The sequence below is a fragment of the Vitreoscilla massiliensis genome, from assembly GCF_001457815.1.
Classification (GTDB): Bacteria; Pseudomonadota; Gammaproteobacteria; order Burkholderiales; family Neisseriaceae; genus Vitreoscilla; species Vitreoscilla massiliensis.
Map to the genome: position 1 here is coordinate 618,064 of NZ_LN898219.1, position 20,907 is coordinate 638,970.

The 20,907-nt window shown below is 51.1% G+C and carries 19 protein-coding genes; 6 read left to right on the plus strand and 13 right to left on the minus strand.

Annotation, left to right across the window (positions count from 1 at the left end; all coding sequences use genetic code 11):
- Positions 1 to 196: 196 nt before the first annotated feature.
- The gene (locus BN3003_RS08670; RefSeq protein ID WP_058356228.1) at positions 197 to 685 is read right to left on the minus strand and encodes a nucleoside deaminase; all 489 of its coding nucleotides are present in this window, start codon (positions 683 to 685) and stop codon (positions 197 to 199) included.
- 216 nt (positions 686 to 901) lie between these two features.
- Entirely contained in the window at positions 902 to 2,296 is a 1,395-nt protein-coding gene (locus BN3003_RS08675) for an MFS transporter (protein WP_058356229.1), read from the minus strand.
- A 347-nt stretch (positions 2,297 to 2,643) separates the two neighbouring features.
- On the opposite strand from BN3003_RS08675, the gene purM reads away from it, so the two are divergent.
- Positions 2,644 to 3,681, plus strand: a complete 1,038-nt coding sequence (purM, locus tag BN3003_RS08680; protein ID WP_058356230.1) for a phosphoribosylformylglycinamidine cyclo-ligase — start codon at positions 2,644 to 2,646, stop codon at positions 3,679 to 3,681.
- Positions 3,682 to 3,762: 81 nt separating this feature from the next.
- Here purM and BN3003_RS08685 read toward each other — a convergent pair whose 3' ends face one another.
- Positions 3,763 to 4,221: a hypothetical protein gene (locus BN3003_RS08685; protein WP_058356231.1), complete on the minus strand. Its 459-nt coding sequence runs from the start codon at positions 4,219 to 4,221 to the stop codon at positions 3,763 to 3,765.
- A gap of 271 nt (positions 4,222 to 4,492) precedes the next feature.
- Here BN3003_RS08685 and ispZ point away from each other — a divergent pair, with 271 nt between their 5' ends.
- Positions 4,493 to 5,074: a septation protein IspZ gene (gene ispZ, locus BN3003_RS08690; protein WP_058356232.1), complete on the plus strand. Its 582-nt coding sequence runs from the start codon at positions 4,493 to 4,495 to the stop codon at positions 5,072 to 5,074.
- 76 nt (positions 5,075 to 5,150) lie between these two features.
- Here ispZ and BN3003_RS08695 read toward each other — a convergent pair whose 3' ends face one another.
- The 7 genes from BN3003_RS08695 to BN3003_RS08725 all read right to left on the minus strand — a co-directional run bounded on the left by BN3003_RS08695 (position 5,151) and on the right by BN3003_RS08725 (position 13,089).
- Positions 5,151 to 5,612 carry a hypothetical protein gene (locus BN3003_RS08695; protein ID WP_058356233.1) on the minus strand — a complete coding sequence of 154 codons (462 nt, stop codon included), beginning with the start codon at positions 5,610 to 5,612 and terminating at the stop codon, positions 5,151 to 5,153.
- Between the two features lie 302 nt (positions 5,613 to 5,914).
- Entirely contained in the window at positions 5,915 to 6,541 is a 627-nt protein-coding gene (locus BN3003_RS08700; RefSeq protein WP_058356234.1) for a glutathione S-transferase family protein, read from the minus strand.
- A gap of 148 nt (positions 6,542 to 6,689) precedes the next feature.
- Complete coding sequence (locus BN3003_RS08705) at positions 6,690 to 8,033, minus strand: amidohydrolase (protein ID WP_058356235.1); 1,344 nt, start codon at positions 8,031 to 8,033, stop codon at positions 6,690 to 6,692.
- 286 nt (positions 8,034 to 8,319) lie between these two features.
- Positions 8,320 to 9,966, minus strand: coding sequence for a lactate permease LctP family transporter (locus BN3003_RS08710; RefSeq protein WP_058356236.1), 1,647 nt, complete (start codon positions 9,964 to 9,966; stop codon positions 8,320 to 8,322).
- 206 nt (positions 9,967 to 10,172) lie between these two features.
- On the minus strand, positions 10,173 to 11,606 hold the full coding sequence (locus BN3003_RS08715) for a LutB/LldF family L-lactate oxidation iron-sulfur protein (protein ID WP_058356237.1): 1,434 nt from the start codon (positions 11,604 to 11,606) through the stop codon (positions 10,173 to 10,175).
- On the minus strand, positions 11,603 to 12,307 hold the full coding sequence (locus BN3003_RS08720) for a LutC/YkgG family protein (RefSeq protein ID WP_058356238.1): 705 nt from the start codon (positions 12,305 to 12,307) through the stop codon (positions 11,603 to 11,605). Before BN3003_RS08720 ends, BN3003_RS08715 begins: the two co-directional genes overlap by 4 nt.
- Positions 12,307 to 13,089, minus strand: coding sequence for a (Fe-S)-binding protein (locus BN3003_RS08725; protein WP_058356239.1), 783 nt, complete (start codon positions 13,087 to 13,089; stop codon positions 12,307 to 12,309). The genes BN3003_RS08720 and BN3003_RS08725 overlap by 1 nt, the downstream gene beginning before the upstream one ends.
- A gap of 201 nt (positions 13,090 to 13,290) precedes the next feature.
- Between BN3003_RS08725 and BN3003_RS08730 the strand changes: the two genes are divergently transcribed.
- The 4 genes from BN3003_RS08730 (at position 13,291) to BN3003_RS08745 (ending at position 17,342) form a co-directional block, all read left to right on the plus strand.
- Positions 13,291 to 14,046 carry a FadR/GntR family transcriptional regulator gene (locus BN3003_RS08730; RefSeq protein WP_058356293.1) on the plus strand — a complete coding sequence of 252 codons (756 nt, stop codon included), beginning with the start codon at positions 13,291 to 13,293 and terminating at the stop codon, positions 14,044 to 14,046.
- Between the two features lie 68 nt (positions 14,047 to 14,114).
- The gene (locus BN3003_RS08735) at positions 14,115 to 15,566 is read left to right on the plus strand and encodes a DEAD/DEAH box helicase (RefSeq protein ID WP_058356240.1); all 1,452 of its coding nucleotides are present in this window, start codon (positions 14,115 to 14,117) and stop codon (positions 15,564 to 15,566) included.
- A 9-nt stretch (positions 15,567 to 15,575) separates the two neighbouring features.
- A complete protein-coding gene (locus BN3003_RS08740; RefSeq protein ID WP_058356241.1) occupies positions 15,576 to 16,334 on the plus strand; it encodes an IclR family transcriptional regulator in 759 nt (252 codons plus the stop codon).
- Between the two features lie 276 nt (positions 16,335 to 16,610).
- Positions 16,611 to 17,342 carry a CDGSH iron-sulfur domain-containing protein gene (locus tag BN3003_RS08745; protein WP_058356242.1) on the plus strand — a complete coding sequence of 244 codons (732 nt, stop codon included), beginning with the start codon at positions 16,611 to 16,613 and terminating at the stop codon, positions 17,340 to 17,342.
- A gap of 592 nt (positions 17,343 to 17,934) precedes the next feature.
- Here the strand turns inward: BN3003_RS08745 and BN3003_RS08750 are convergent.
- The 3 genes from BN3003_RS08750 to BN3003_RS08760 form a co-directional block, all read right to left on the minus strand.
- A complete protein-coding gene (locus BN3003_RS08750) occupies positions 17,935 to 18,972 on the minus strand; it encodes a hypothetical protein (RefSeq protein ID WP_058356243.1) in 1,038 nt (345 codons plus the stop codon).
- A 358-nt stretch (positions 18,973 to 19,330) separates the two neighbouring features.
- The gene (gene recA, locus BN3003_RS08755) at positions 19,331 to 20,383 is read right to left on the minus strand and encodes a recombinase RecA (RefSeq protein ID WP_058356244.1); all 1,053 of its coding nucleotides are present in this window, start codon (positions 20,381 to 20,383) and stop codon (positions 19,331 to 19,333) included.
- A gap of 50 nt (positions 20,384 to 20,433) precedes the next feature.
- Complete coding sequence (locus tag BN3003_RS08760) at positions 20,434 to 20,856, minus strand: hypothetical protein (protein ID WP_058356245.1); 423 nt, start codon at positions 20,854 to 20,856, stop codon at positions 20,434 to 20,436.
- Between the last annotated feature and the right edge of the window lie 51 nt (positions 20,857 to 20,907).

The following is a 20,907-nucleotide window of genomic DNA, read 5'->3' on the forward strand; positions in this document are numbered from 1 at the left end:
CCGCGGCAGCAATGCCAACACAACCACATGAGGGTGATGCGTCTCAGATGGAATAGGGAAGCAAACAAGCGGCCTGTAAAACATTACAGGCCGCTTGTAAGCGATATGGTATGAGAACGCAGAGTATGAGGGAGTCGAAGGCGGGATACCGCTTATGGTTTTATTGCACCAATATGCCGATGTTTCAGACCACACCTTATTGCGGCTGTTTGGCAAACGCTTGGCGGTACAAATCGCGCATTTCTTCTTCAAATTCCTCCACCGGTCCTTCGGTTTCAAGCTGGGGGGCGACTTGTTGGATGGACAGCGTGGCCACGGGGGCGGTTGGGGCTTGCCATTGTTGCAACCACGTTTGCAATTGTTGGCTGGAGGTGGCGTAAACGATTTTGCCCAAGCCCACCCACGCATGAGCGGCGGAGCACATTGGGCAGTGTTCGCCTGAGGTATACACCACGCAATGGGCGCGTTCGTCTGGGCTTAAATTGGTGGCGGCCCAGCGTGCGATGGCGAATTCGGGGTGTTGGGTGGCGTCGCCACCGGCGACATGGTTGTGGTCTTGGTAGAGGATGTCGCCAAATTGGTTGACCAAGATGGATCCAAACGGCTCATCGCCTGCGTACAAGGCGGTTTGGGCGAGGTCTACACACAGGCGCAGGTAGTTGTAATCGGCAGCGGTTAAGGCCATATTGAGCTCCTAGGTAGACGTGGTGAGTGGGTGTTTTTTTTTAGCTATTGCAACAGATGCACGGTGTTGAAGTCAATCAGTCGTGGCAAATATAGTTTTGCTGCCGATACATTAGGAATAGGCGAGAGGGCAAGGGCAATAGAAATACGCTGGCGCTGAGCAAAATAAAGCGGCCTGTAAATGTTTACAGGCCGCTTATTTGAGTTTAAAACGCCATCAGTGTTTGGCAGCGGTTTGTGCGACTGGCTGCTGCAGCGCTTGTGCCGAGCTGTCCGATGATTTGCGTATGAGCAAGACACACACCCATGCCAAGGCCAAAGGCACGGCCAAGGCGAAGAAATAACCATTGACACCGGATTGCGCCAAGATGGAGCCGCCTATGGCCGAACCGATGATGGCACCAAAACGCCCCATGCCTATGGCCCAACCGGTGGCGGTGGCGCGCACTTGCGCCGGATAAGACGCCACCACCAAGTAATTCAACACCAATTGTTGGCCGCCTATGCCGAAACCTGCCAAGGCAATCAGCGCAAACACCACGCCCCATTGTTGGTTGTGGATGACCAAACCCAAGGCGATGGCGATGGCGATGCCACAGGCAAACATGAAATACAGGATTTTGCTGATGTTCAATTTCGGCAGGTAATACGCCAATGGAATGGCAAACACGATAAAGGCGGCGTTGACTGTGACCGAAGCATACGGTGCGTCGGCAGGGCTTAAACCTGCTTGCTTCAAAATGGTGGGCAACCACGACAGCAACATAAACCAAGCAATCCAGTTAAAGAAATACGTGCCCCACACGCCTACAGTTGTGCGGGCCAAACCCGGTTGGAACAAAGTCGATAATTTGGCCGTTGCAATCGGCTGTTGGTCGTCGGTTTGGGCAAAACTGCTGGCGCTGATTTGGACTGGTTTGCCGGTGATTTTGCCTAAAATGCGCTTAATTTGTTGCTGATTGCGCGCAGTGTGACGTTGCGACAGGTATTCCAACGATTCGGGCAAGGCGAAATACACCGCCACCAATAACAGCAAGGGCAAGACACCACCCAAGATGTAAATGCTTTGCCAACCCCATACTGGCAGAATTTTCGCCGCCAACAAACCGCCCAACATCGCTCCAGCAGGCAAGGCCAATAAAATGCCAGTGGTCACCAAGCCTTTGTGGCGTTTCGGTGCGTATTCAGATGCCAGCGACAGCAGCACCGGCGTGGCGCCGCCCATGCCCAAGCCGGCAATCACGCGCAAGATGAAAATGTGGTTTAAATGGGTGGCAAATGCAGTGAGCAAGGTCGAGCTGGCAAACAAGGCCATACACAGCATCAGGGTTTTGTGGCGGCCAAGTTTGTCGCCCAACATGCCCAGCAGCATCGCACCGACGGTCATGCCGATGATGCCGGCGGTCAATACCGGCGCCAAAGCCTTGGCTTCTAGCCCAAAAGCCTCAATGATGGCAGGGCCAGTAAAGGCCAAGGCTTGGGTGTCGAAACCGTCAAATAAGGCGATTAAAAAACACAAAATGATGACGCGCCATTGAAAGGGCGAAATTTTGGTGTCGATGGGAAGGCGGATGGATTCATCCAGTGATGAATTTGGGGGTGCTGCACTCATATTGGTTTTCCTTGTCGATGTGTGATTTTTTTATTATGAATATGCGTTTATTATGAATGTGGAGATAAGGCTGATATGGCCTTGGTTTGAGGGTAGTTTATCCATCGCAACAATACCAATATCATTTGGGTCTGCCGTCATACCGTACGGGTATGTAGGTCGATATGGGCATTTAACTGTGCGAGCAATAGCGCGCCATGGCAACACAAACACGGCTGAATATAGCGCATGGGTCTGAAAAATAGCAGTATCTGCATTCTGTTCTCTACAGCCCGTCCATAATCGGTTAAAATAGCGACTCTTTCAGGCCGCCTACCTTTAGGCACTCATTAGGAAATTTGTCATTCATGAGCGACTCTTTAAGTTATCGCGATGCTGGTGTCGATATCGACGCGGGCGATCAATTGGTTGAAAACATCAAGCCGTTTGCAAAACGCACCATGCGTCCTGAAGTATTGGGCGATTTGGGTGGTTTTGGTGCGTTGGTGGAAATCAGCAAAAAATACCAAAATCCGGTGTTGGTTTCAGGCACCGATGGTGTGGGCACCAAATTGAAATTGGCGTTTGACTGGGACAAACACGACACCGTGGGCATAGACTTGGTGGCGATGAGCGTGAACGATATTCTGGTGCAAGGCGCCGAACCATTGTTCTTCTTGGACTATTTTGCCTGTGGCAAATTGGATGTGGCGCGCGCTACCGATGTCATCAAAGGCATCGCCCAAGGTTGTGAAGAATCTGGTTGCGCCTTAATCGGCGGCGAAACAGCGGAAATGCCAGGCATGTACCCAGAAGGCGAATACGATTTGGCCGGCTTTGCCGTGGGCGTGGTTGAAAAAGACCAAGTCATCAATGGCCGCAGCATCGTCGCTGGCGACGTGGTATTGGGTTTGGCATCGAACGGTGCGCATTCCAATGGTTACTCTTTGGTGCGCAAAATCATCGCCCGCGACAATCCTGATTTGGATGCGGCTGGCTTTGACGGTGACAAAACCTTGCGTGAAGCGATTATTGCGCCAACGCGTTTGTATGTGAAACCCATCTTGGCGGCTTTAAAAGAGTTCACCATCAAAGGCATGGCGCACATCACTGGTGGCGGCATTACCGAAAACGTGCCACGCGTGTTGCCTGAAAACACTGTGGCGCAAATCGATGCAGCTTCTTGGGAATTGCCAAAATTGTTCCAATGGTTGCAACAAGCGGGCAATGTAGAGGCGCAAGAAATGTACCGCACCTTTAACTGCGGCATCGGCATGGTGGTGATTGTGGCCGCAGCAGATGCAGACAAAGCGCAAGCATTCTTGGCCGCACAAGGCGAAACCGTGTACCGTTTGGGCGCGATTCGTGAGCGTCAAGGCGACGAGCACCAAACCCAAGTGGCTTAATCAATACACCGTTAAGCACTGACATGAAAAAAGCGGCCTGTAATCATTTACAGGCCGCTTTTATCTGTTTAAGCATCAACATCAACACAAATACGAGTTGTAACTGATTTTGCTGACTTTATTGTTGTGCATGATGAAGTCAAAACCATACGGCTCGCCGCGGGTGTTGTAAGGCATGACGCCGTTAATCATGTCAGTCGGCCCAAACGTGTGTTGGATTTTGGCGCCGTTGTCGCCTATGCCGACGCCATTGAGTTTCCACGGTTGGGCGGTGATTTCCACATCGCTGACGATGTATTGGTGGCGTGCGGTTTCGATTAAGGTCACCACCATGCCACGGTAGTGCAATTCCAAATCGCGCGCATCACGATTGCACACATTCGGTGCGGTGTATTGTTGGCGCAGTGGTTTGCCGAGTTTTTTCTTGGTGGAATTGAGCGATTCGCCCAAGGCCACGCCTTGTACCGTAGGCATGCTGAGACTGGCCAGTGCGACACTGCCACAACCCCAAAACAACGCTGCCAGCAGCCATTTTTTCATAAATTCTTTCATTAATGCATTAAACATTATCTGTTACGCGTAAGAGCACGAATGCTTGAGTTAGTTTCTAAAACCGTCGATATTGGTGATATTAAATCAGTATGTGTGAAAATGGTTAAATATATGTGTTAAAGATGCGGTTTGGCGCAGCAAACTGCGTCTTGATTGTCGCGTTATGGATGACATTTGCGGCAATTAACATGAAGCCGATGCGGCAAAGCAGTAAATTAAGGCTACAATATGCGCTGTTTAATTTTTTTGCCATGGGTGTATGAACGCTAAAGCATTGGATGCGGTAAAGCCGTTTTTAGACTGGATACCGTTAATCGTTTTTTTCTATATCTACAAAACCACCGACCACACCGGTAACCAACACATCATTGCCGCCACCTCGGGCTTGATGATTACCACGTTGATTGTGTACGGTCTGATGTTTGTGTTGCAAAAATTCAGCTTGGAAAAACGCCAATGGCTGGTGGTGGCGTTGACGGTGATTTTCGGTGGCTTGACCATGGCTTTTCAAGACGATTTTTACATCCGCTTGAAAGCACCGATCATCAATGCGGTGTTTGCGTTTGGCATGGCGATGAGCCCGCTGTTTTTGGACGGCAAACCGGCCATCCAAAAAATGCTTGGGCAGGTGTTTGAGATGAGCGACAAACAATGGATGAAGCTCAATTGGATTTGGGTGGCGTTCTTCTGCTTTATGGCGTTTTTGCAAGCGATGTTCGCGTTTGTGTGGAAACAGTATTGGGCGGAATTCACCGCGTTTGGCGACATCATTGTGATGGTGGTGTTTATGGTGAGCCAATTCTGGATTTTGCGCCGCTACATGCGCCAAGATGTGAAATAAGCCTGATTTGGCATTATGCTGCCACAATATGATGAAGCGGCCTGTAAACCCTTACAGGCCGCTTTGTTATGTGGATTTAACACATATAAGAATTGAATTTGATGTGGCTGACTTTGCCGCCGCGCACGGTGAATTCGTAGGTTTGTCCTGATTGCGGTTCAAAATCGTAAATCATGACATTGTTGCGCATGTCGCTGCTGCCAAACACGCGCTTCACTTGGCTGGCGCTGTCGCCCAAGCGTATGCCTGAAACATTGAGCGCGGCCGAGGTGATGTCTATGCTGGAAACGCTGTATTGTTGCTTGGCGTCTGGCGACAAGGTCACCACCATGCCGGGGTAGCGCAATTGCAGGTCTGGTGCACCCTCATTGCATTCGTTCGGGTCGGTGCGGGTTTCGCTGCTGGGTTGACCCAATTGCTGTTTGACTTTGGCCAAGCTGTCGTTCAGGGTAATGCCGTTGACCAAATGGTGTTGGTTTTGCGCTTGTACCACGGCGCACAAGCTGAATAAGGCCAGCAAGCTGATGCGTTTAATCATGTTTACTCCTCAATCAAATGGCAGCGGATGGCGGCCATGAAGTCATGCGTTAATGATGGCTAAGCGGTAGCGATGCGGGGGTTACACGGTGGGTGGTTTGGGGTGAGACCGTGCTGACAGTATGGAGGTTTCATATGACAACAGACAGTGCGCAAGACACAAGGTGTGTATCGTCGTACCACAGGTAGTTGATTGTGGTTTATGTGCGCATTAATGCATGGAAAGATACACAAGCGGCCTGTAAGTTTGTTACAGGCCGCTTGCATGGGTATTGCGCATGATGGCGTTAGCCATATAGACATTTATGCCGATAATTGCGCCAATTGTGCCTCGCTAATTTGGTTCATCGCTTGAAACGCGGGGCGCGCCATGATGCGGGCCAAATAGTCTTGCATCGCCGCTGTAGGGGTTAAAGCTTTGCTGCGGCTGGCAAACATCAACAAGCCCGCCAGCAATAAATCACAGGCTTGGAAGTGTGCGCCGGTTAAATATGGCTGTTGCTGCAATTGCCCATCTATGGTGGCGATGACTTGCTCCATGCTGCCATAGCCCAAGGTTTTGCGCATCGCCGGTTGTATCGGGAACTGGAACGCTACTTCCATCAGCGCTGCTTCGGCACTGCTGGCGGTGTAAAACAACCAGCGGTAATAAGCACCGCGATTGGCATCGCTCAGTGCCGGCGCCAAGTTCGCTTGTGGAAAGGCATCGGCCAAGAAGGCGATGATGGCAGAGGCTTCGGTAATCACCGTGTCGCCGTAGCGCAACGCTGGCAATTTGCCCATGGGATTGATGGCCAAATACTCAGGCGTTTTCAAATCCTCACCGAAATTCAACACCACACACTCATATTCGGCACCACATTCTTCCAGCATCCACACCACATTGCGACCACGCGATTGTGGGTGGGTGTACAACACGATTTTTTCCATGAACTGTCCTTATTGGTTGTCGGTAAAGAGGCAAGGCATAGCCCAGATTGTTGCTGTTGATGATTATTGTGACATTCAAGCAGCCTGTAAATAAAAAAGACCTGCTCGGTGACAAGCAGGCGGAAAAAAGAGACGGAAAAGGGGAGGATTATGATTGGGCGCTGCGCCAGCTGGCTTGGACTGCATCGCGGTATTGTGGATAGTCCAACACCATGCGCACCAAGCCGTTGACGCCGGTTTTTAAGGTGGCATTGTCGACGGTGAATTCAGGGCTGTGATTGGGAGCGGCTTTGCTCAAGTCTTGCCCTGCTGGCGTGGCGCCCAAGAACACATACAAAGACGGGATTTTTTCGGCATAAAAGGCGAAGTCTTCACTCGGCGCTTGGTTGGTGGCAAGCACATGCGCTTTGCCGCCTGAGGCTTTTTGCAAACTGGCCGCCATCACTTCGGTGAGTTTAGGCTCATTCATGGTCACTGGCGCGTATGCCGCTTGTTTGACCTCGACTTGCACACCATTGGCCTTGGCGACGTTGTTCAATACCTCTGGCAAGCCTTGTACCAAGGCATTGCGGATGTCGGGATGGTTGCTGCGTATGGTGCCGGCCATGGTCACGGTTTCGGGAATGATGTTTTCCGCCGTGCCTCCATGGATGTTGCCAAACGACACCAGGCCCATGCCTTTGCTGATGTCGGCGCGACGGCTGACCAAGGTCTGCGCCTGCGCAATCATATTGGCCGCAGCCACAATCGGGTCGCGTCCTGCCCATGGCATAGAGCCGTGCACTTGCTTGCCTGTTACCGTGACTTGGAAGCCATCGGCGCTGTTGAGGGCGGCGCCGGCTTTGTAAGCGTATTCACCGCTGCGCATATTGGCCATCACGTGTTGGCCAAACATCACCTCGGGTTTGGGATTGTTAAGCGCGCCATCGCTCATCATCTTACGTGCGCCTATGCTGGCACTTTGGCTGAAATTGTCGATGTCGGCGCCGCCTTCTTCTGCCGGTTGGAACACAAACACCACTGTGCCAGCCAATTGCTCTTTGTGCTCGGCCAAGATTTTGGCCGCACCCAATAACATGGCGGTGTGGGCATCGTGACCACAAGCATGCATCACTTCAGTTTCCTTGCCTTGGTAAGTGGATTTGGCCTTACTGGCAAACGGCAAGCCGGTTTTTTCGGCCATGGGCAAGGCATCCATGTCGGCGCGCACCGCCATCACAGGGCCGGCTTTAGCACCTTTTAAGATGCCGATGACGCCGGTTTTGGCATAACCGGTTTTCACTTCTATGCCATAAGACTTGAGTTCTTTTTGCACCAGTTTGGAGGTTTCAAATTCCAGATTGCCCAATTCTGGGTGCTGGTGGATGTGTTGGCGCAATTGGATGACTTGGGCATCGTTTTTTAATACGGCATCGTCTATCCAGTCGGCGTGGGCTGTGTGGGTGAGTGCCATCAGGCTGGCAATGCTTAACAGTTTCAAAGTGGTTTTCATGATGTTTTTTTATCTGTGTGTTGTGGGGCACCGCCATCTTGTCCAAGGCAATGCAGAGGAGGCGCTTGGCGTGGCGGTGGTGTGCCATGTGTGTGTCACAGCAGCGCAAGGATAATGGAGGCGGCCACATTTGATGGCAGAGCAATGCGACATTTTCTGTTGCCAATGCGACGCCATCATGGTGGAAAATGTGATAACAGTTATGCTTAAAATAGTGCTCTAAGCGGCCTGTAAACAAAAAAACCTGCTTCTTGCGAAGCAGGTTGGATGTTGTTGCGATGCTGGCTTACTTGGTGAACAAGTGCAAAGTCCAAGGCATTACGTATTCTTGGATCACGCACAAGATGCCGACAAACGTACAGAATACCAAGCTGTGTTTCACGGTAAAGCGAAACAATTTGGATTCTTGACCTTGCAAGCCCACGGCGGCGCAAGCCACGGCGATGGATTGTGGCGAAATCATTTTGCCTGTCACACCACCGGTGGTGTTGGCAGCCACAGCCAAGGTTGGGTCCAAGCCCAAGTGGTTGGCGGTATTGGCTTGCAAAGAGCCAAACAAGGCATTGGAAGAAGTGTCTGAACCGGTCAAGAACACGCCCAACCAACCCAAGAATGGTGAGAAGAATGGGAACAATGCGCCGGTGCCTGCCAAGACCAAAGCCAAGGTAGAAGACAAACCAGAGTAGTTGGCCACTTGTGCAAAACCCAATACCAAACCAATCGAGAACACAGACAAGCGCAATTCGTACAAGGTTTCAAAGAAAGTCTTGAAGAAGTTAGAGGCGCTGAATTTCAACAACACGCTGGTGATGATGGCAGTAATCAAGATAGACGTACCGCTGGCACCCAAGATGTTCCATTTGAACATCGCTGCGTAAGGGGTGTTTTCCGCCACAATCGGAGCGGTTTTCATTACCAAATTGTGCAAACCAGGGAATTCAAATTCGATGGTGGAGAATTTCAACAAGCCTTGTACATCTTTAATCGACCACAATGCAATCATCGCAGTCAAGATGATGAATGGAGACCAAGCCTTGAAAATTTGCGCGCCAGTGTATTCAGATTTGTTGGCGTCGCGGTTCAACGGTTTCATGCCTGCAAAGGTGAAGATTTCTTTTGGCTGCCATTTCTTCATGAACAAGGCCAAGCAAATCAAGCTTACCAAGGCTGAAGTGATGTCTGGCAATTCTGGGCCGATGAAGTTGGCAGTCAAGAATTGGGTGATGGCAAAGGTCACGCCGCACACCAATACTGCAGGCCAAGTTTGTTTGATGCCGCGCATGCCGTCCATCATGGCGATCAACCAGAATGGCACAATCACCGACAAGATAGGCAATTGACGACCGGCCAATTGACCCACATGGTAAGGATCGATGCCAGACACTTGACCGGCCACAATCACCGGCACACCCACGGCACCAAAGGCCACAGGCGCGGTGTTGGCAATCAAGCACAAACCAGCAGCGTAGAGTGGATTAAAGCCCAAACCCACCAACAAAGCAGCGGTAATCGCTACCGGAGCACCAAAACCTGCCGCGCCTTCTAAGAAAGCACCGAAACAGAAACCAACCAATAACAATTGGATGCGTTGGTCTTCGGTAATCGACATCACCGAAGCACGGATGACATCAAATTGACCGGTTTTGACGGTGATTTTGTACAAGAATACGGCGGTCACGATGATCCATGCAATCGGCCACAAGCCGTATAAGAATCCATAAACCGCAGCCGAAACCGTCATGCTGACCGGCATTTTGTAAGCGAAGATGGCAACGGCCATCGAAATCAATAAGGTCAATAAGCCCGCAATGTGACCCTTAAGCTTTAAACCTGCCAAAGCCACAAAGAAAAAGACGATTGGTAATAAAGCCACTGCTGCTGTGGCGTACAAGCTTCCGCCGACAGCTGTGTAATTCTGTAACCACTGTTCCATATACATATACCCCATGAATGGTTGTGATAAATTGCTGCGCAATTTGGTGTTAATCGTGACCCGCGTGTGAAACGGATTTAATAGTTCTCTATCAATTTTGTGTGGACGGCTTTGTGCCTGTCCTATTGTTTTGTGTGTAGTGCGAGGTACTCAGTTGTGTAGGCATGACTCCTAGGTTGGGTTTACAGGCCGCTTCTTCATGTGATTCAGCGTTGTTTTTCTTTCATCAATTGATGCAAGGTTTTCTTAGCTGGCTTCAAAGGCGTGTGGTTTTGCGTCCAGCCGAATTGGCTTTTCGGGGTTAAACCACGCATGCTGGTGGCGATTTTGCCGAAATATTGGTAAACCTTATTGCCACCAAAAATGCCGTCAAACGCACGCCATGCCATTTGTTCGCTCAATTTGTGCGCCGCGCCTTGACCGCGTATCGGGTTGGCCACTTGCTCGTTCGGGTCGCGTTGCGCTTCGGTGCGCAGGCGCACCAGCAATTCAGGAATCGGAATGCGCACCGGGCAAACTTCGCCACAAGCACCGCACAGGCTAGAGGCGGTAGGCAAGTCTTTGGTCGCTTCCAAACCCATCAAATGCGGTGAAATGATTTCACCAATTGGGCCAGGGTAAGTAGTGCCGTAAGCGGCGCCACCGATGCGGGAATACACTGGGCAATGGTTCATGCACGCGCCGCAGCGTATGCATTGCAAAGTCTTGCGCAATTGTTCATCGGCATAGGCTTGGGTGCGACCATTGTCGAGCAAGACCAAATGCATCTCTTGCGGGCCATCCAATTCGGCACTGCGGCGTGGGCCGGTAATCATATTGAAGTAAGTGGTGATGTTGAGGCCGACCGCTGAGCGCGTGAGCAAGCTGTACAAAGGCACGACGTCGTCCAGACGCGCCACCACTTTTTCGATGCCGGTAATGGCGATGTGTACTGGCGGCACGGTGGTGGACAGACGGCCATTGCCCTCGTTTTCCACCAAGCACAGCGTGCCGGTTTCGGCCACGGCAAAATTCACCCCTGACAAACCGACATCGGCAGTGCGATACACATCGCGCAGCGCTTGGCGGCCGATTTGAATCATTTCATCGACGTCATCGGTAAGCGGGGTGTGTAAATTGTCGTGGAACAATTTGGAGATTTGCTGTTTGGTTTTGTGGATGGCTGGCATCACGATGTGGGTCGGCTTTTCGTGCGCCATTTGCACGATGTATTCGCCCATGTCGCTTTCTATCGCCTCTTTGCCACGCGCTTCCAGATAGTGGTTCAATTCCACTTCTTCACTCACCATGGACTTGCCTTTGACCATCAACTTGCCGTTGTGCTGGTCCATGATGCCATCGATGATTTGGCACGCTTCGGCTGGGGTTTCGGCCCAGTGCACGGTCACGCCCAAACGGGTCAGATTGGCTTCCAACTGTTCCAACAGTTCTGGCAAGCGGGACAGCGAGCGTTTGCGCACGTGTTCACACAAGGTGCGCAAAGCCTGTAATTCATGCTCGTCTGACAACACCGCTTTGCGTTTGGCCATCAAGCCATCCATGGCGGTGCGCAAGCTGATGCGCAAAGGCTCATCGGCCAACGCGGTTTTGGCATTGGCTTTGAAGGTTTCCGGGATAAAGTGTACGGTTTGCTCGTTCATGCGCTTGCCTCCACATCGCTGATGGCGATTTCGTCTGGCAACACCGCCAACACCACCAAATCGCGTGGGCCGTGGGCGCCGAAAGCCAAGGTCAATTGTATGTCTGAGGTCTTGGATGGACCTGAAATCAACACCACATTGGTGGGCATGCCCGCTGGCATGTGTTCACCGTGCATGGCATTGTAAAAATCGTCGTACAAAGTGGTGGTATCGAATAAAGCAATGTGTATTGGCGGCACCAAACTCATGGTGCGCGGTTGTTCTGGCGTCGGCCACAACAATAAAGTACCGGTATGGGCAATGCCGGCTTTGATGTCGGTGAAACCCGCATCAATGTCAGCAAACAATTCGTCTTTCCAGTCTTCGAGCTTGCGGTCAAAGGCGGTGATGTGGGTTTCAGGCCGCTTGTGTTGTAATACGGTTGCCGCTTGTTGGCCGTGCGCGGTTTGCATCGGCATCACGATATTGTGTATGCCTTTTTCGGCCACCACTTCGGCAAAGCGCTCCGCCCAATTGTGTTGATGACACCAGATGATTTCGCCTTTGACTTTGCGCATGGTCGCGGCCCAGTGCTGCAAGCGCTGCGCAGGCGTGTCCCAATGCGGGGTCATTTCGGCATAGTATTCTTGCGTTTGTGGCTCGGCCAACGGAATGGCATTGGCAGCACGCAGCTTGGCAAAGATGTTGTCACGGGCGCTCATTACGCTTGCTCCTCGTAGGTTTTGCCACCGGTGCGTTCCAATAAGAAGGTCGCCAAGTGTTTTGGTTTGGGCATGCTGGGGTCGTCTTTGGCGATTTTACCGCCGATGTTCATCATGCAGCCGGCGTCGGCACTGATGATGGCTGTGGCTTCGGTGGCTTTTAAGGCTTTGACTTTGTCGCTGACCATGGCACCTGAGATGTCAGGGTGTTTCATTGAGAAGGTGCCGCCAAAACCGCAGCATTCGCTTTCATGGTCGTGCACCACACGTTCGACGTTTTCTAAGGCATCAACCAAAGCCCAGCTAGAAGTGTGCACATTCATTTCGCGACGGGCACCGCAACTGGTGTGTACCGCGACTTTCATCGGCGTGCCGGTGTCTTTGGGGCTGTAATGCAGCACATCGACCAAGAAGCGCGACCACTCATACACACGGCTGGAGATTTCATTCGCTTGACGTTCCCACTCAGTACCGTCAAACAATTCTGGCCAATGGTGTTTCATCATGCCGCCGCAAGAGCCAGACGGCACGACGATGGGCCAAGGATTGGGGAACAATTTTAATTGTTCTTTGGCCACCGCAAACGATTCCTTCGGTCGGCCTGAAGAATAAGCCGGCTGACCGCAACAGCTTTGTTCTTGAGGGTAATGCACGCGTATGCCTTGTTGTTCTAACAAAGTCATGGCATCCATACCTGCTTCAGGCATGAAGATGTCCAAAACACAGGTACCGAAAAAATACACATCGGTCACGTGTTCTAGAGGATTGTTTGAGGTTTCCATTCTGTGTTATCCTTGGTAAATTGGTCAGACCAATTCTTTTATTTACAAATACTTTACAAATATCTGACGCTTAGGTCAATCATTGTTTGCATACGAGCTATGTCAATTTGGGCATTTGAATTGCACGGTGACTGGTTTATTCATATTAAAATCAATCATTTATGTGCCATCGGTGCAGAGTGTAAAAAACGAGGTGATGCCGTGATCAAAACCCAAAAATTATTTGAGCAAATCGCTCTGGTCTTAGAAGAACGCATCGTGCGTGGTGTGTATGCGGCCAAATCGAAGTTACCACCGGAGCGCCAATTGGCTGAGGAATTTGGGGTGTCGCGCCCGTCAATTCGCGATGCGCTGCGGGTATTGACCACGCGTGAGATGCTCGAAGCGCGCCAAGGCGATGGTTATTATGTTTCTGACCAATTGCAGCGCGCATTTGTCGGTGGTTGGCAAGATTTGTTGCAACACCATGAATATTTAGAGAGCGATGTGTTAGACTTCAGGCGTTCCTTAGAAGGGATGTTGGCAGCGGTGGCCGCAGAGCGCCGTACCGACACCGATTTGGAGCGCATCGAGTATTGGTTACAGCAAATCGATGCAGCGGTTGAGCACAAAAGCGTGAAATTACAATCACAAGCCGACGTGAACTTTCATCAAGCCATCGCCGAAGCTTCACACAATGTATTGTTCATACAATTGTCGGCCAGTTTGTTGCGAATTTTGCATCAGCACACGCAACAAAACTTGGCGAATATGTTTTCCGTGGATGACGACGCCAAACTCAGCTTGCGGGTGCAGCATTGGGCCATATTAGAAGCGATACGCGCCAAAGACAGCGTGTTGGCGCGGCAATTGGCCAGTGGTCACATCGATTATGTGGAGCAGTCCTTGGCGCATTACCGCCAATTACACCAACGGGAACAACAAGCCCAACAATTGGCACACAAAGACATGTTGTAAACACAACAGTCGTACAAATTATTCGGTTACAGGCCGCCTGTAACCGCAACACAAGGGGTTTTAAAAGCATGAATGCTTTTGCATCATTGGGTTTATCGAATGAAATTGTCCAAGCATTGGACGAACAAGGCTATACCACACCAACACCGATTCAATCTGCCGCCATACCCAAGGCTTTGGCGGGGCATGACTTGCTTGCCGCCGCGCAAACCGGTACCGGTAAAACCGCCGCGTTCATGTTGCCGAGCTTGGAGCGCTTGAAACGCTTTGCCAATACCAGCGCCTCACCGGCCATGCATCCGGTGCGCATGTTGGTGTTAACGCCCACACGCGAATTAGCCGACCAAATCGATGCCAATGTCACGTCTTACATCAAACACCTGCCGCTCAAACACACGGTGGTGTTCGGTGGCACCAATATGGATGCGCAAGCGCAAGCCTTGCGCAGCGGCCGTGAGATTGTGGTGGCGACTGTTGGTCGTTTGCTTGACCATGTTGGCCAGAAAAACATCCAATTGAACAAAGTTGACATTTTGGTGCTGGACGAAGCCGACCGCATGCTCGACATGGGTTTCATTGACGACATCCGCAAAATCATCGCCATGTTGCCGAAAAACCGCCAAATTCTGCTGTTTTCAGCGACGTTCGCGCCAGAAATCAAACGTTTGGCCAACGATTTCATGCACCAGCCTGAAACCATCGAAGTGGCGGCGCAAAACACCACCAACAAAAACGTCGAGCAACACGTCATCGCCGTTGATGGCAGCCGCAAACGCCATTTGCTTGAGCGCTTGATTGTCGATTTGGACATGTCGCAAGTGATCGTGTTTTGTAAAACCAAGGTCAGCGCCGATCAGGTGACGCGTGACTTGGTGCGTAAAAACATCAGCGCCAAAGCCATTCATGGCGACAAAGCGCAGCAACAGCGCACCGAAACCTTGGCCGCGTTCAAAGAAGGCGGTGTGCGTGTATTGGTGGCCACCGATGTGGCGGCGCGTGGTTTGGACATCAATGAATTGCCATTCGTCATCAATTACGAAATGCCGACCAATGCCGAAGACTATGTGCACCGCATCGGTCGTACCGGTCGCGCTGGTGCCGAAGGCGTGGCTTTGTCGTTGATGGAAGAGTCTGAACAAAAAATGTTTGAGGCGATTTGCAAATTGACCAAGCAAAAATTGCCATTGGACAAAATCGAAGGCTTTGAGCCACGTTGGATGCGTGACGAGCAGGCGCATGCGGTGAAACTCAGTGGCGATGGCAAAGCGGTGATGAAAGAAGTCGCACCTGCCAAAGACAAAAACCGCGAAGTGGCCAAAGAAGCGGCCAGCGATGCCAGCAAAGACAAGCCGCGTGGCAATGCGGTGCGCAAACTCAATACCGACATCAAAGCCGTGGCCAAACACACCGACGAGCGTCCTGATGCGCCGTTGATTAAAGGCCGCCGCCGCCGTGGTGTGCGCCACCAACGCCAAACCTGTGCCTTGTTGCAAGCCAATTTCGGTGCCAACCGCCGTTAAAGGGTGACCATGAGCGAAAACGAAACGCCTACTTTAAAAGCCTTTTCCTTATTGGAATGTCTGGCGGCCTCAGACCATGCGATGAGTTTGACCGAATTGGCGCGGGTGATGGATTTGCCTAAGCCGTCCATCCACCGCCATTTGGCGGCTTTGGAAGCGGGCGGCCTCATCATCCGCGATGCTGGCACCAAACACGCGTATACCATAGGCCCGCGCCTGACCCGTTTGAGCAGCACCGTGCTCAATCACGGCGATGTGCAACGCCAACGCCATGCGATTTTAAAAGGTTTGGTGGCCGACATCGGTCAAACCTGCAACCTCACCATGTTGGTGAAGTCGCAAGTGTTGTACCTCGACCGCATGGAGTCGCCATCACCGCTGCGTTTGGATTTGCAACCGGGCACCACCGTGCCAGCGCATTCTTGCGCCAGTGGCAAATTGTTTTTGTCGAAAATGCCCAAAGACAAACGCCATGCCTTGTTGGCGCAGACCAAGCTTGCGGCCTTAACGCCGAACACGCTCACCAATATTGATGAGCTAGACGCGGAGTTAGAACGCATCAATGTGCGCAATGTCAGCATAGACAATGAAGAATTTGTGCTCGGCATTACCTGCATCGCCGTGCCGATTTTTGACGACAAGCAAAACTGCATCGCCGCCATTGCCATGCACGGGCAGGTAGCAACCACGCCATTGACGGTATCGCTGTCGTTTATTCCGCGCTTGCAAACGGCGGCGCAAGAATTGGCGAAAACGTTTGGTTTTTAATGGATGTTTGGTTTTTGATTGTCGTTTGGTTTTTAATGGATGTTGGGTTTTGAATTAAAGCACAGATTCGTTTTGCTCAATCAACCGTGTTTACAGGCCGCTTATGTCAGATAAGCGGCCTGTATTTTTGGCTAGACGCTGCGCCCACTCGCGGCTACTATGGCCTTGTTTCGCATCAATATTCACCTTCAACAAGGAGCCATCCCGCAGCAACGGCAACATCTTGATTTGGACTGTAGGCACAACCATAACAACACACCTCATAAGGAATAGCACATGTCTCAACATCCAATATTTGTGATACAGCAAGGTAGCAGCGCCGCTCCCGACACCATTTACATCCAAGTGACCGCGAACGGCCCGTACAAAGTCTATGGCAAGCCGCCCTTACAGCAAGTGTTTATCGAAAAAAATGCCGCCGGCCAATCTGGCCGCTATGCCGCGGGCAAGACGTTTACCAGCAAGCCGACGATGTATTTGTGTCGCTGTGGTCACAGCAAAAACGCACCGTTTTGCGACGGCAGCCATGCCAAGGTCGAAGTGGATTTGGCCGAGCGCGCGAGTTTCGAGCCTTTGTTAAACGGTTCTATGGAAATCGATGGCCCCAAGCAAATTCTCACCGACAATGAGCATTATTGCGGCTTTTCCCGCTTTTGTGACAATGGCAAACGGGTGTGGAACGAGGTGCAGCTGGCGGGCAAAGAGCATGAGCAATTGACCGAATTCATGGTGCACAATTGTGTGGCAGGGCGTTTGCTGTTGTGGGACAAGGACAGCATGCAGCCCATCGAAACGCCGCTAGACGCCGAAATTTGGGCGGTGGAAGATCCTGGCATGGGGTGTAGCGGCCCGTTGATGGTACGCGGCGGCATACGGGTAGAAAGTGGCGATGGCACATCGTATGAAATCCGCAACCGCCAAGCCTTGTGCCGCTGTGGCATGTCGTCGAATAAACCGTTTTGCGATGGCTCGCATGCGTCGGTGAAATACCAAGATGGCATTGAATGAGTCCTGAGCGGTGCAGAAATAAGGCTTACAGGCCGCTTATTATGTACCGATAAGTGGCCTGTCAGTTTGTGTTGGTATGGATAAACCTGTTTTCAACCAGCACACATATTTTGTGGGCTTAGGCTGTATGGTTTTGTGCAGGTGGTGGCGATACATTGATTCTTACTGATGCGGTGCATTGTGCCTTGTGTATGAACGCTGTGTTTTCTATGGTCGCAGTTGCAGCTTGCAGCACAGTGATTGGTTGATACAAGCCATTAGTAGGGCTCCAATATGCTTTACAGGCTACTTATGTGTGTATAAGCGGCCTGTAAGTTTGTAAGGGCATATGAATCAGCATATATTCAACCAGCGTGTCTGTTGAGTCGGCTTAGACTAGATGGTTTTGTGCAGGTGGTGGCGATACATTGATTCTTACTGATTCGGTGCATTGTGCCTTGTGTATGAACACTGTGTTTTCTATGGTCGCAGTTGCAGCTTACAGCACAGTGATTGGTTGGTTTAAGCCATTAGCTGAGTAGCTATGTTTTACAGGCCGCTTATCTGTATATAAGCGGCCTGTAAATAACAAGCACGATGCAAACAAATAGGATTACGCTAAATGCACGATGGATTCTTGTATCTGGCCTTGCTCATTCCATTCGGTATTGTGCCATGCCGAATTGTCGTTCAAGGTCAGCCAACGGCGCTCCTCGGTGCGGTAAAACCAGTCTTTGTCGTTTTGGTAAAACACTTGGCGGCCGCGGGTTTCCAAAATGTTCAGGATTTCATTTGAGTGCGAATGGGTGTCGTCGGTATCGGTGACGGCGCGTTGGCCCATTTCCGCATACAAAGAGTTCAAGTCCAACAACATATTGTTCAACACTGGGTCCATGCGTTCGATGTTCAGGCCGATGGAGCGCGCTTCCTCGGTCATGATGGGGTAGGAATGCGATGGGTATTTGTTGTTCAAGGTTTCGGCGATTTGTTTGACCTTGGTCTTGTCGGCGATGTGGTAGGACAGCAATTCCTCACACAACATGATGGACAAGGATTCGGCACGGTCGACCGCACCGATGACCAGCGGGTGCACATGTTCAAACAGCGATTTGTACGGATTGGAATCCTTGTCTTCGGTATTGTTGCGCCACAGTTTCACCACGCGGGTTAACTCATTCAGGCTCACCGAGACCCTGTCGTTGTCGCGGTCCAGCGGCGACAAGTCGTGGGTGAGGGAGGTATCGACGGCGCTCAAATACGCCATCGGCCCCATGTGGATTTGGTTGGCGCCGATGGCCATCATGGTGGCGGCAGACGCGCATTCCAGCGGCACCAGCGACACCAATTCCTTGCTGTGGCCGCGAATCAAATTAATCATGCGCAGCGCTTGGATGCCGCTGCCGCCGTCGCTTTTGATGAAGACGTAGATTTTGTCGTGGTTGCCTATGTGTTCGAGCAAGTGGTACAGCGCCAACACATCGTTGCCACAAATGCTGCCGCGCGGGCTGTTCCAATAACACAGCAGCGGTGCGCCCAAATAGGCTTCGATGTTGGCGATGGTTTGTTGGGTGTGGGGGAACAGGCGCGGCGGTTGTTTGATGGTGTGGCTGACGCTGTTGTCGTTGGCATTGCCTTGGCTTTTATTGAACATACACACTCCAAGAATGGGGTTGAATAAGCATGAAAACACATCAAAACATAAATGCTCTATTTGGGCAAGAGGACGGATTTAACGGCTTCGCGCCACAGAAAAGCGGCCTGTAAACACTTACAGGCCGCTTATGTTATACCTTTTGAATCAATGGCATTGGTGTGGCTCGTTGCGCACGCCGTCGTTGCTTTTATGCAAGGCATTTGCGGTAAAATGGCTACAGGTATTTCTGTGGGCATACAGGCTAGCTTGCTTATTCGTCGCATAAGTAAATACTGTGTTCAGGCAATTACACATCAAAATGCGGCCTGTAAAGATTTACAGGCCGCATGTTTAAATCCCATTCAAACCGATTCAATTATTCAAAATCGTTGGGCTCATCGCCATCGGTATCATCTAAAGTGCCTTCGGTGATTTGGGCATTGATGCCCACTTCGGCACGGATTTTTTGCTCGATTTCGTTGGCGATTTCTGGGTTTTCTTTCAACCACAAGCGCGTATTGTCTTTGCCTTGGCCAATTTTATTGCCACCATAGCTGTACCATGCGCCGGATTTTTCCACCAAACCCAGTTTCACGCCGATGTCGATGATTTCGCCTTCCAAGCTCACGCCTTCGCCATACAAAATGTCGAATTCGGCTTGTTTGAACGGCGGCGCCACCTTGTTTTTCACCACTTTGACGCGGGTTTCATTGCCCAAAATATCATCGCCTTTTTTGATTTGGCCGGTACGACGGATGTCCAAACGCACAGAGGCATAGAATTTCAAGGCATTGCCGCCGGTAGTGGTTTCAGGGCTGCCAAACATCACACCGATTTTCATGCGAATTTGGTTGATGAACACCACCAAAGTATTGGTGCGTTTGATGTTGCCGGTGAGCTTGCGCAAGGCTTGGCTCATCAAACGCGCTTGCAAACCAACGTGGCTGTCGCCCATTTCGCCTTCAATCTCGGCTTTCGGTACCAAAGCCGCGACCGAGTCTATCACCACCATGTCCACGCCACCTGAGCGCACCAACATGTCGCAGATTTCCAAAGCCTGTTCGCCAGTATCGGGTTGCGACACCAACAAGTCTTCCACTTTGACGCCCAATTTGCGTGCATAAATTGGATCAAAGGCGTTTTCCGCATCGATGAACGCACACACGCCGCCATTTTTTTGGCATTGTGCTACCGCTTCCAAACACATGGTGGTTTTGCCTGAGGATTCCGGGCCGTAAATTTCCACAATGCGTCCGCGTGGCAAACCACCGACGCCCAAAGCCAAGTCCAAACCCAAAGAACCGGTGGAAACGACTTCCAAATTTTCGTCTTTGTGGCTGCCATCCATTTTCATGATGGCGCCTTTACCAAAGTTTTTCTCAATTTGCGCCAAGGCGGCGGCTAAGGCTTTGCTTTTGTCTTCTGACATACGTGCAATCTTTCTTTATCTGGTCTTTTCTCAATTAAATAAGAAAAAAGTTAAGCCAAGGGAGTAGGGGGTACTGCTTTTTGTTTGCGCTTTTGTGCCAATTTCCATGCGCCCACATAGGCAAGCAAGGTAGGGACGATGGCGATGGCGAATTTAAACGTCCAAGTGGCGTACCAAGGTTTGGTCATCAACAAAGTGTCACCGATGCGTGAAGTGTCGACCACGTCTTTGATGGCGAACCAATCCCAAAACGGCCACCAGCAAGCGATGAGCAAACCGATGAATACCGGCCACAACCACGTCATCAAGTTCTTTTGCCAGAACACAAAGGCCACCACGCACCACAATAAGGTCAAGCCGGTAATCGTTAACGAAGTCTCAAGATGAGCGCCGATGTAAGTCAAAACAAAATAGGTCAAAATCACCCACAAGGCCGCAAGCACGGCCATGATGATCTCTTCAGGCTTTTTCATAGTTATGGTGTCCTTTGTGTTACTTTTTAGAGAAATAATTAAACAGTGCCG

Bases quoted from the DNA above. Each gene is read 5' to 3' on its own strand.
- BN3003_RS08750 (WP_058356243.1), bottom strand. From the start codon at position 18,972: ATGTTCAATAAAAGCCAAGGCAATGCCAACGACAACAGCGTCAGCCAC.
- BN3003_RS08705 (WP_058356235.1), bottom strand. From the start codon at position 8,033: ATGAAAACCACTTTGAAACTGTTAAGCATTGCCAGCCTGATGGCACTC.
- BN3003_RS08740 (WP_058356241.1), top strand. From the start codon at position 15,576: ATGAGCGAAAACGAAACGCCTACTTTAAAAGCCTTTTCCTTATTGGAA.
- BN3003_RS08670 (WP_058356228.1), bottom strand. From the start codon at position 685: ATGGCCTTAACCGCTGCCGATTACAACTACCTGCGCCTGTGTGTAGAC.
- recA (WP_058356244.1), bottom strand. From the start codon at position 20,383: ATGTCAGAAGACAAAAGCAAAGCCTTAGCCGCCGCCTTGGCGCAAATT.
- purM (WP_058356230.1), top strand. From the start codon at position 2,644: ATGAGCGACTCTTTAAGTTATCGCGATGCTGGTGTCGATATCGACGCG.
- BN3003_RS08760 (WP_058356245.1), bottom strand. From the start codon at position 20,856: ATGAAAAAGCCTGAAGAGATCATCATGGCCGTGCTTGCGGCCTTGTGG.
- BN3003_RS08745 (WP_058356242.1), top strand. From the start codon at position 16,611: ATGTCTCAACATCCAATATTTGTGATACAGCAAGGTAGCAGCGCCGCT.
- BN3003_RS08715 (WP_058356237.1), bottom strand. From the start codon at position 11,606: ATGAACGAGCAAACCGTACACTTTATCCCGGAAACCTTCAAAGCCAAT.
- BN3003_RS08675 (WP_058356229.1), bottom strand. From the start codon at position 2,296: ATGAGTGCAGCACCCCCAAATTCATCACTGGATGAATCCATCCGCCTT.
- BN3003_RS08710 (WP_058356236.1), bottom strand. From the start codon at position 9,966: ATGGAACAGTGGTTACAGAATTACACAGCTGTCGGCGGAAGCTTGTAC.
- BN3003_RS08685 (WP_058356231.1), bottom strand. From the start codon at position 4,221: ATGAAAAAATGGCTGCTGGCAGCGTTGTTTTGGGGTTGTGGCAGTGTC.
- BN3003_RS08725 (WP_058356239.1), bottom strand. From the start codon at position 13,089: ATGGAAACCTCAAACAATCCTCTAGAACACGTGACCGATGTGTATTTT.
- BN3003_RS08700 (WP_058356234.1), bottom strand. From the start codon at position 6,541: ATGGAAAAAATCGTGTTGTACACCCACCCACAATCGCGTGGTCGCAAT.
- ispZ (WP_058356232.1), top strand. From the start codon at position 4,493: ATGAACGCTAAAGCATTGGATGCGGTAAAGCCGTTTTTAGACTGGATA.
- BN3003_RS08720 (WP_058356238.1), bottom strand. From the start codon at position 12,307: ATGAGCGCCCGTGACAACATCTTTGCCAAGCTGCGTGCTGCCAATGCC.
- BN3003_RS08735 (WP_058356240.1), top strand. From the start codon at position 14,115: ATGAATGCTTTTGCATCATTGGGTTTATCGAATGAAATTGTCCAAGCA.
- BN3003_RS08695 (WP_058356233.1), bottom strand. From the start codon at position 5,612: ATGATTAAACGCATCAGCTTGCTGGCCTTATTCAGCTTGTGCGCCGTG.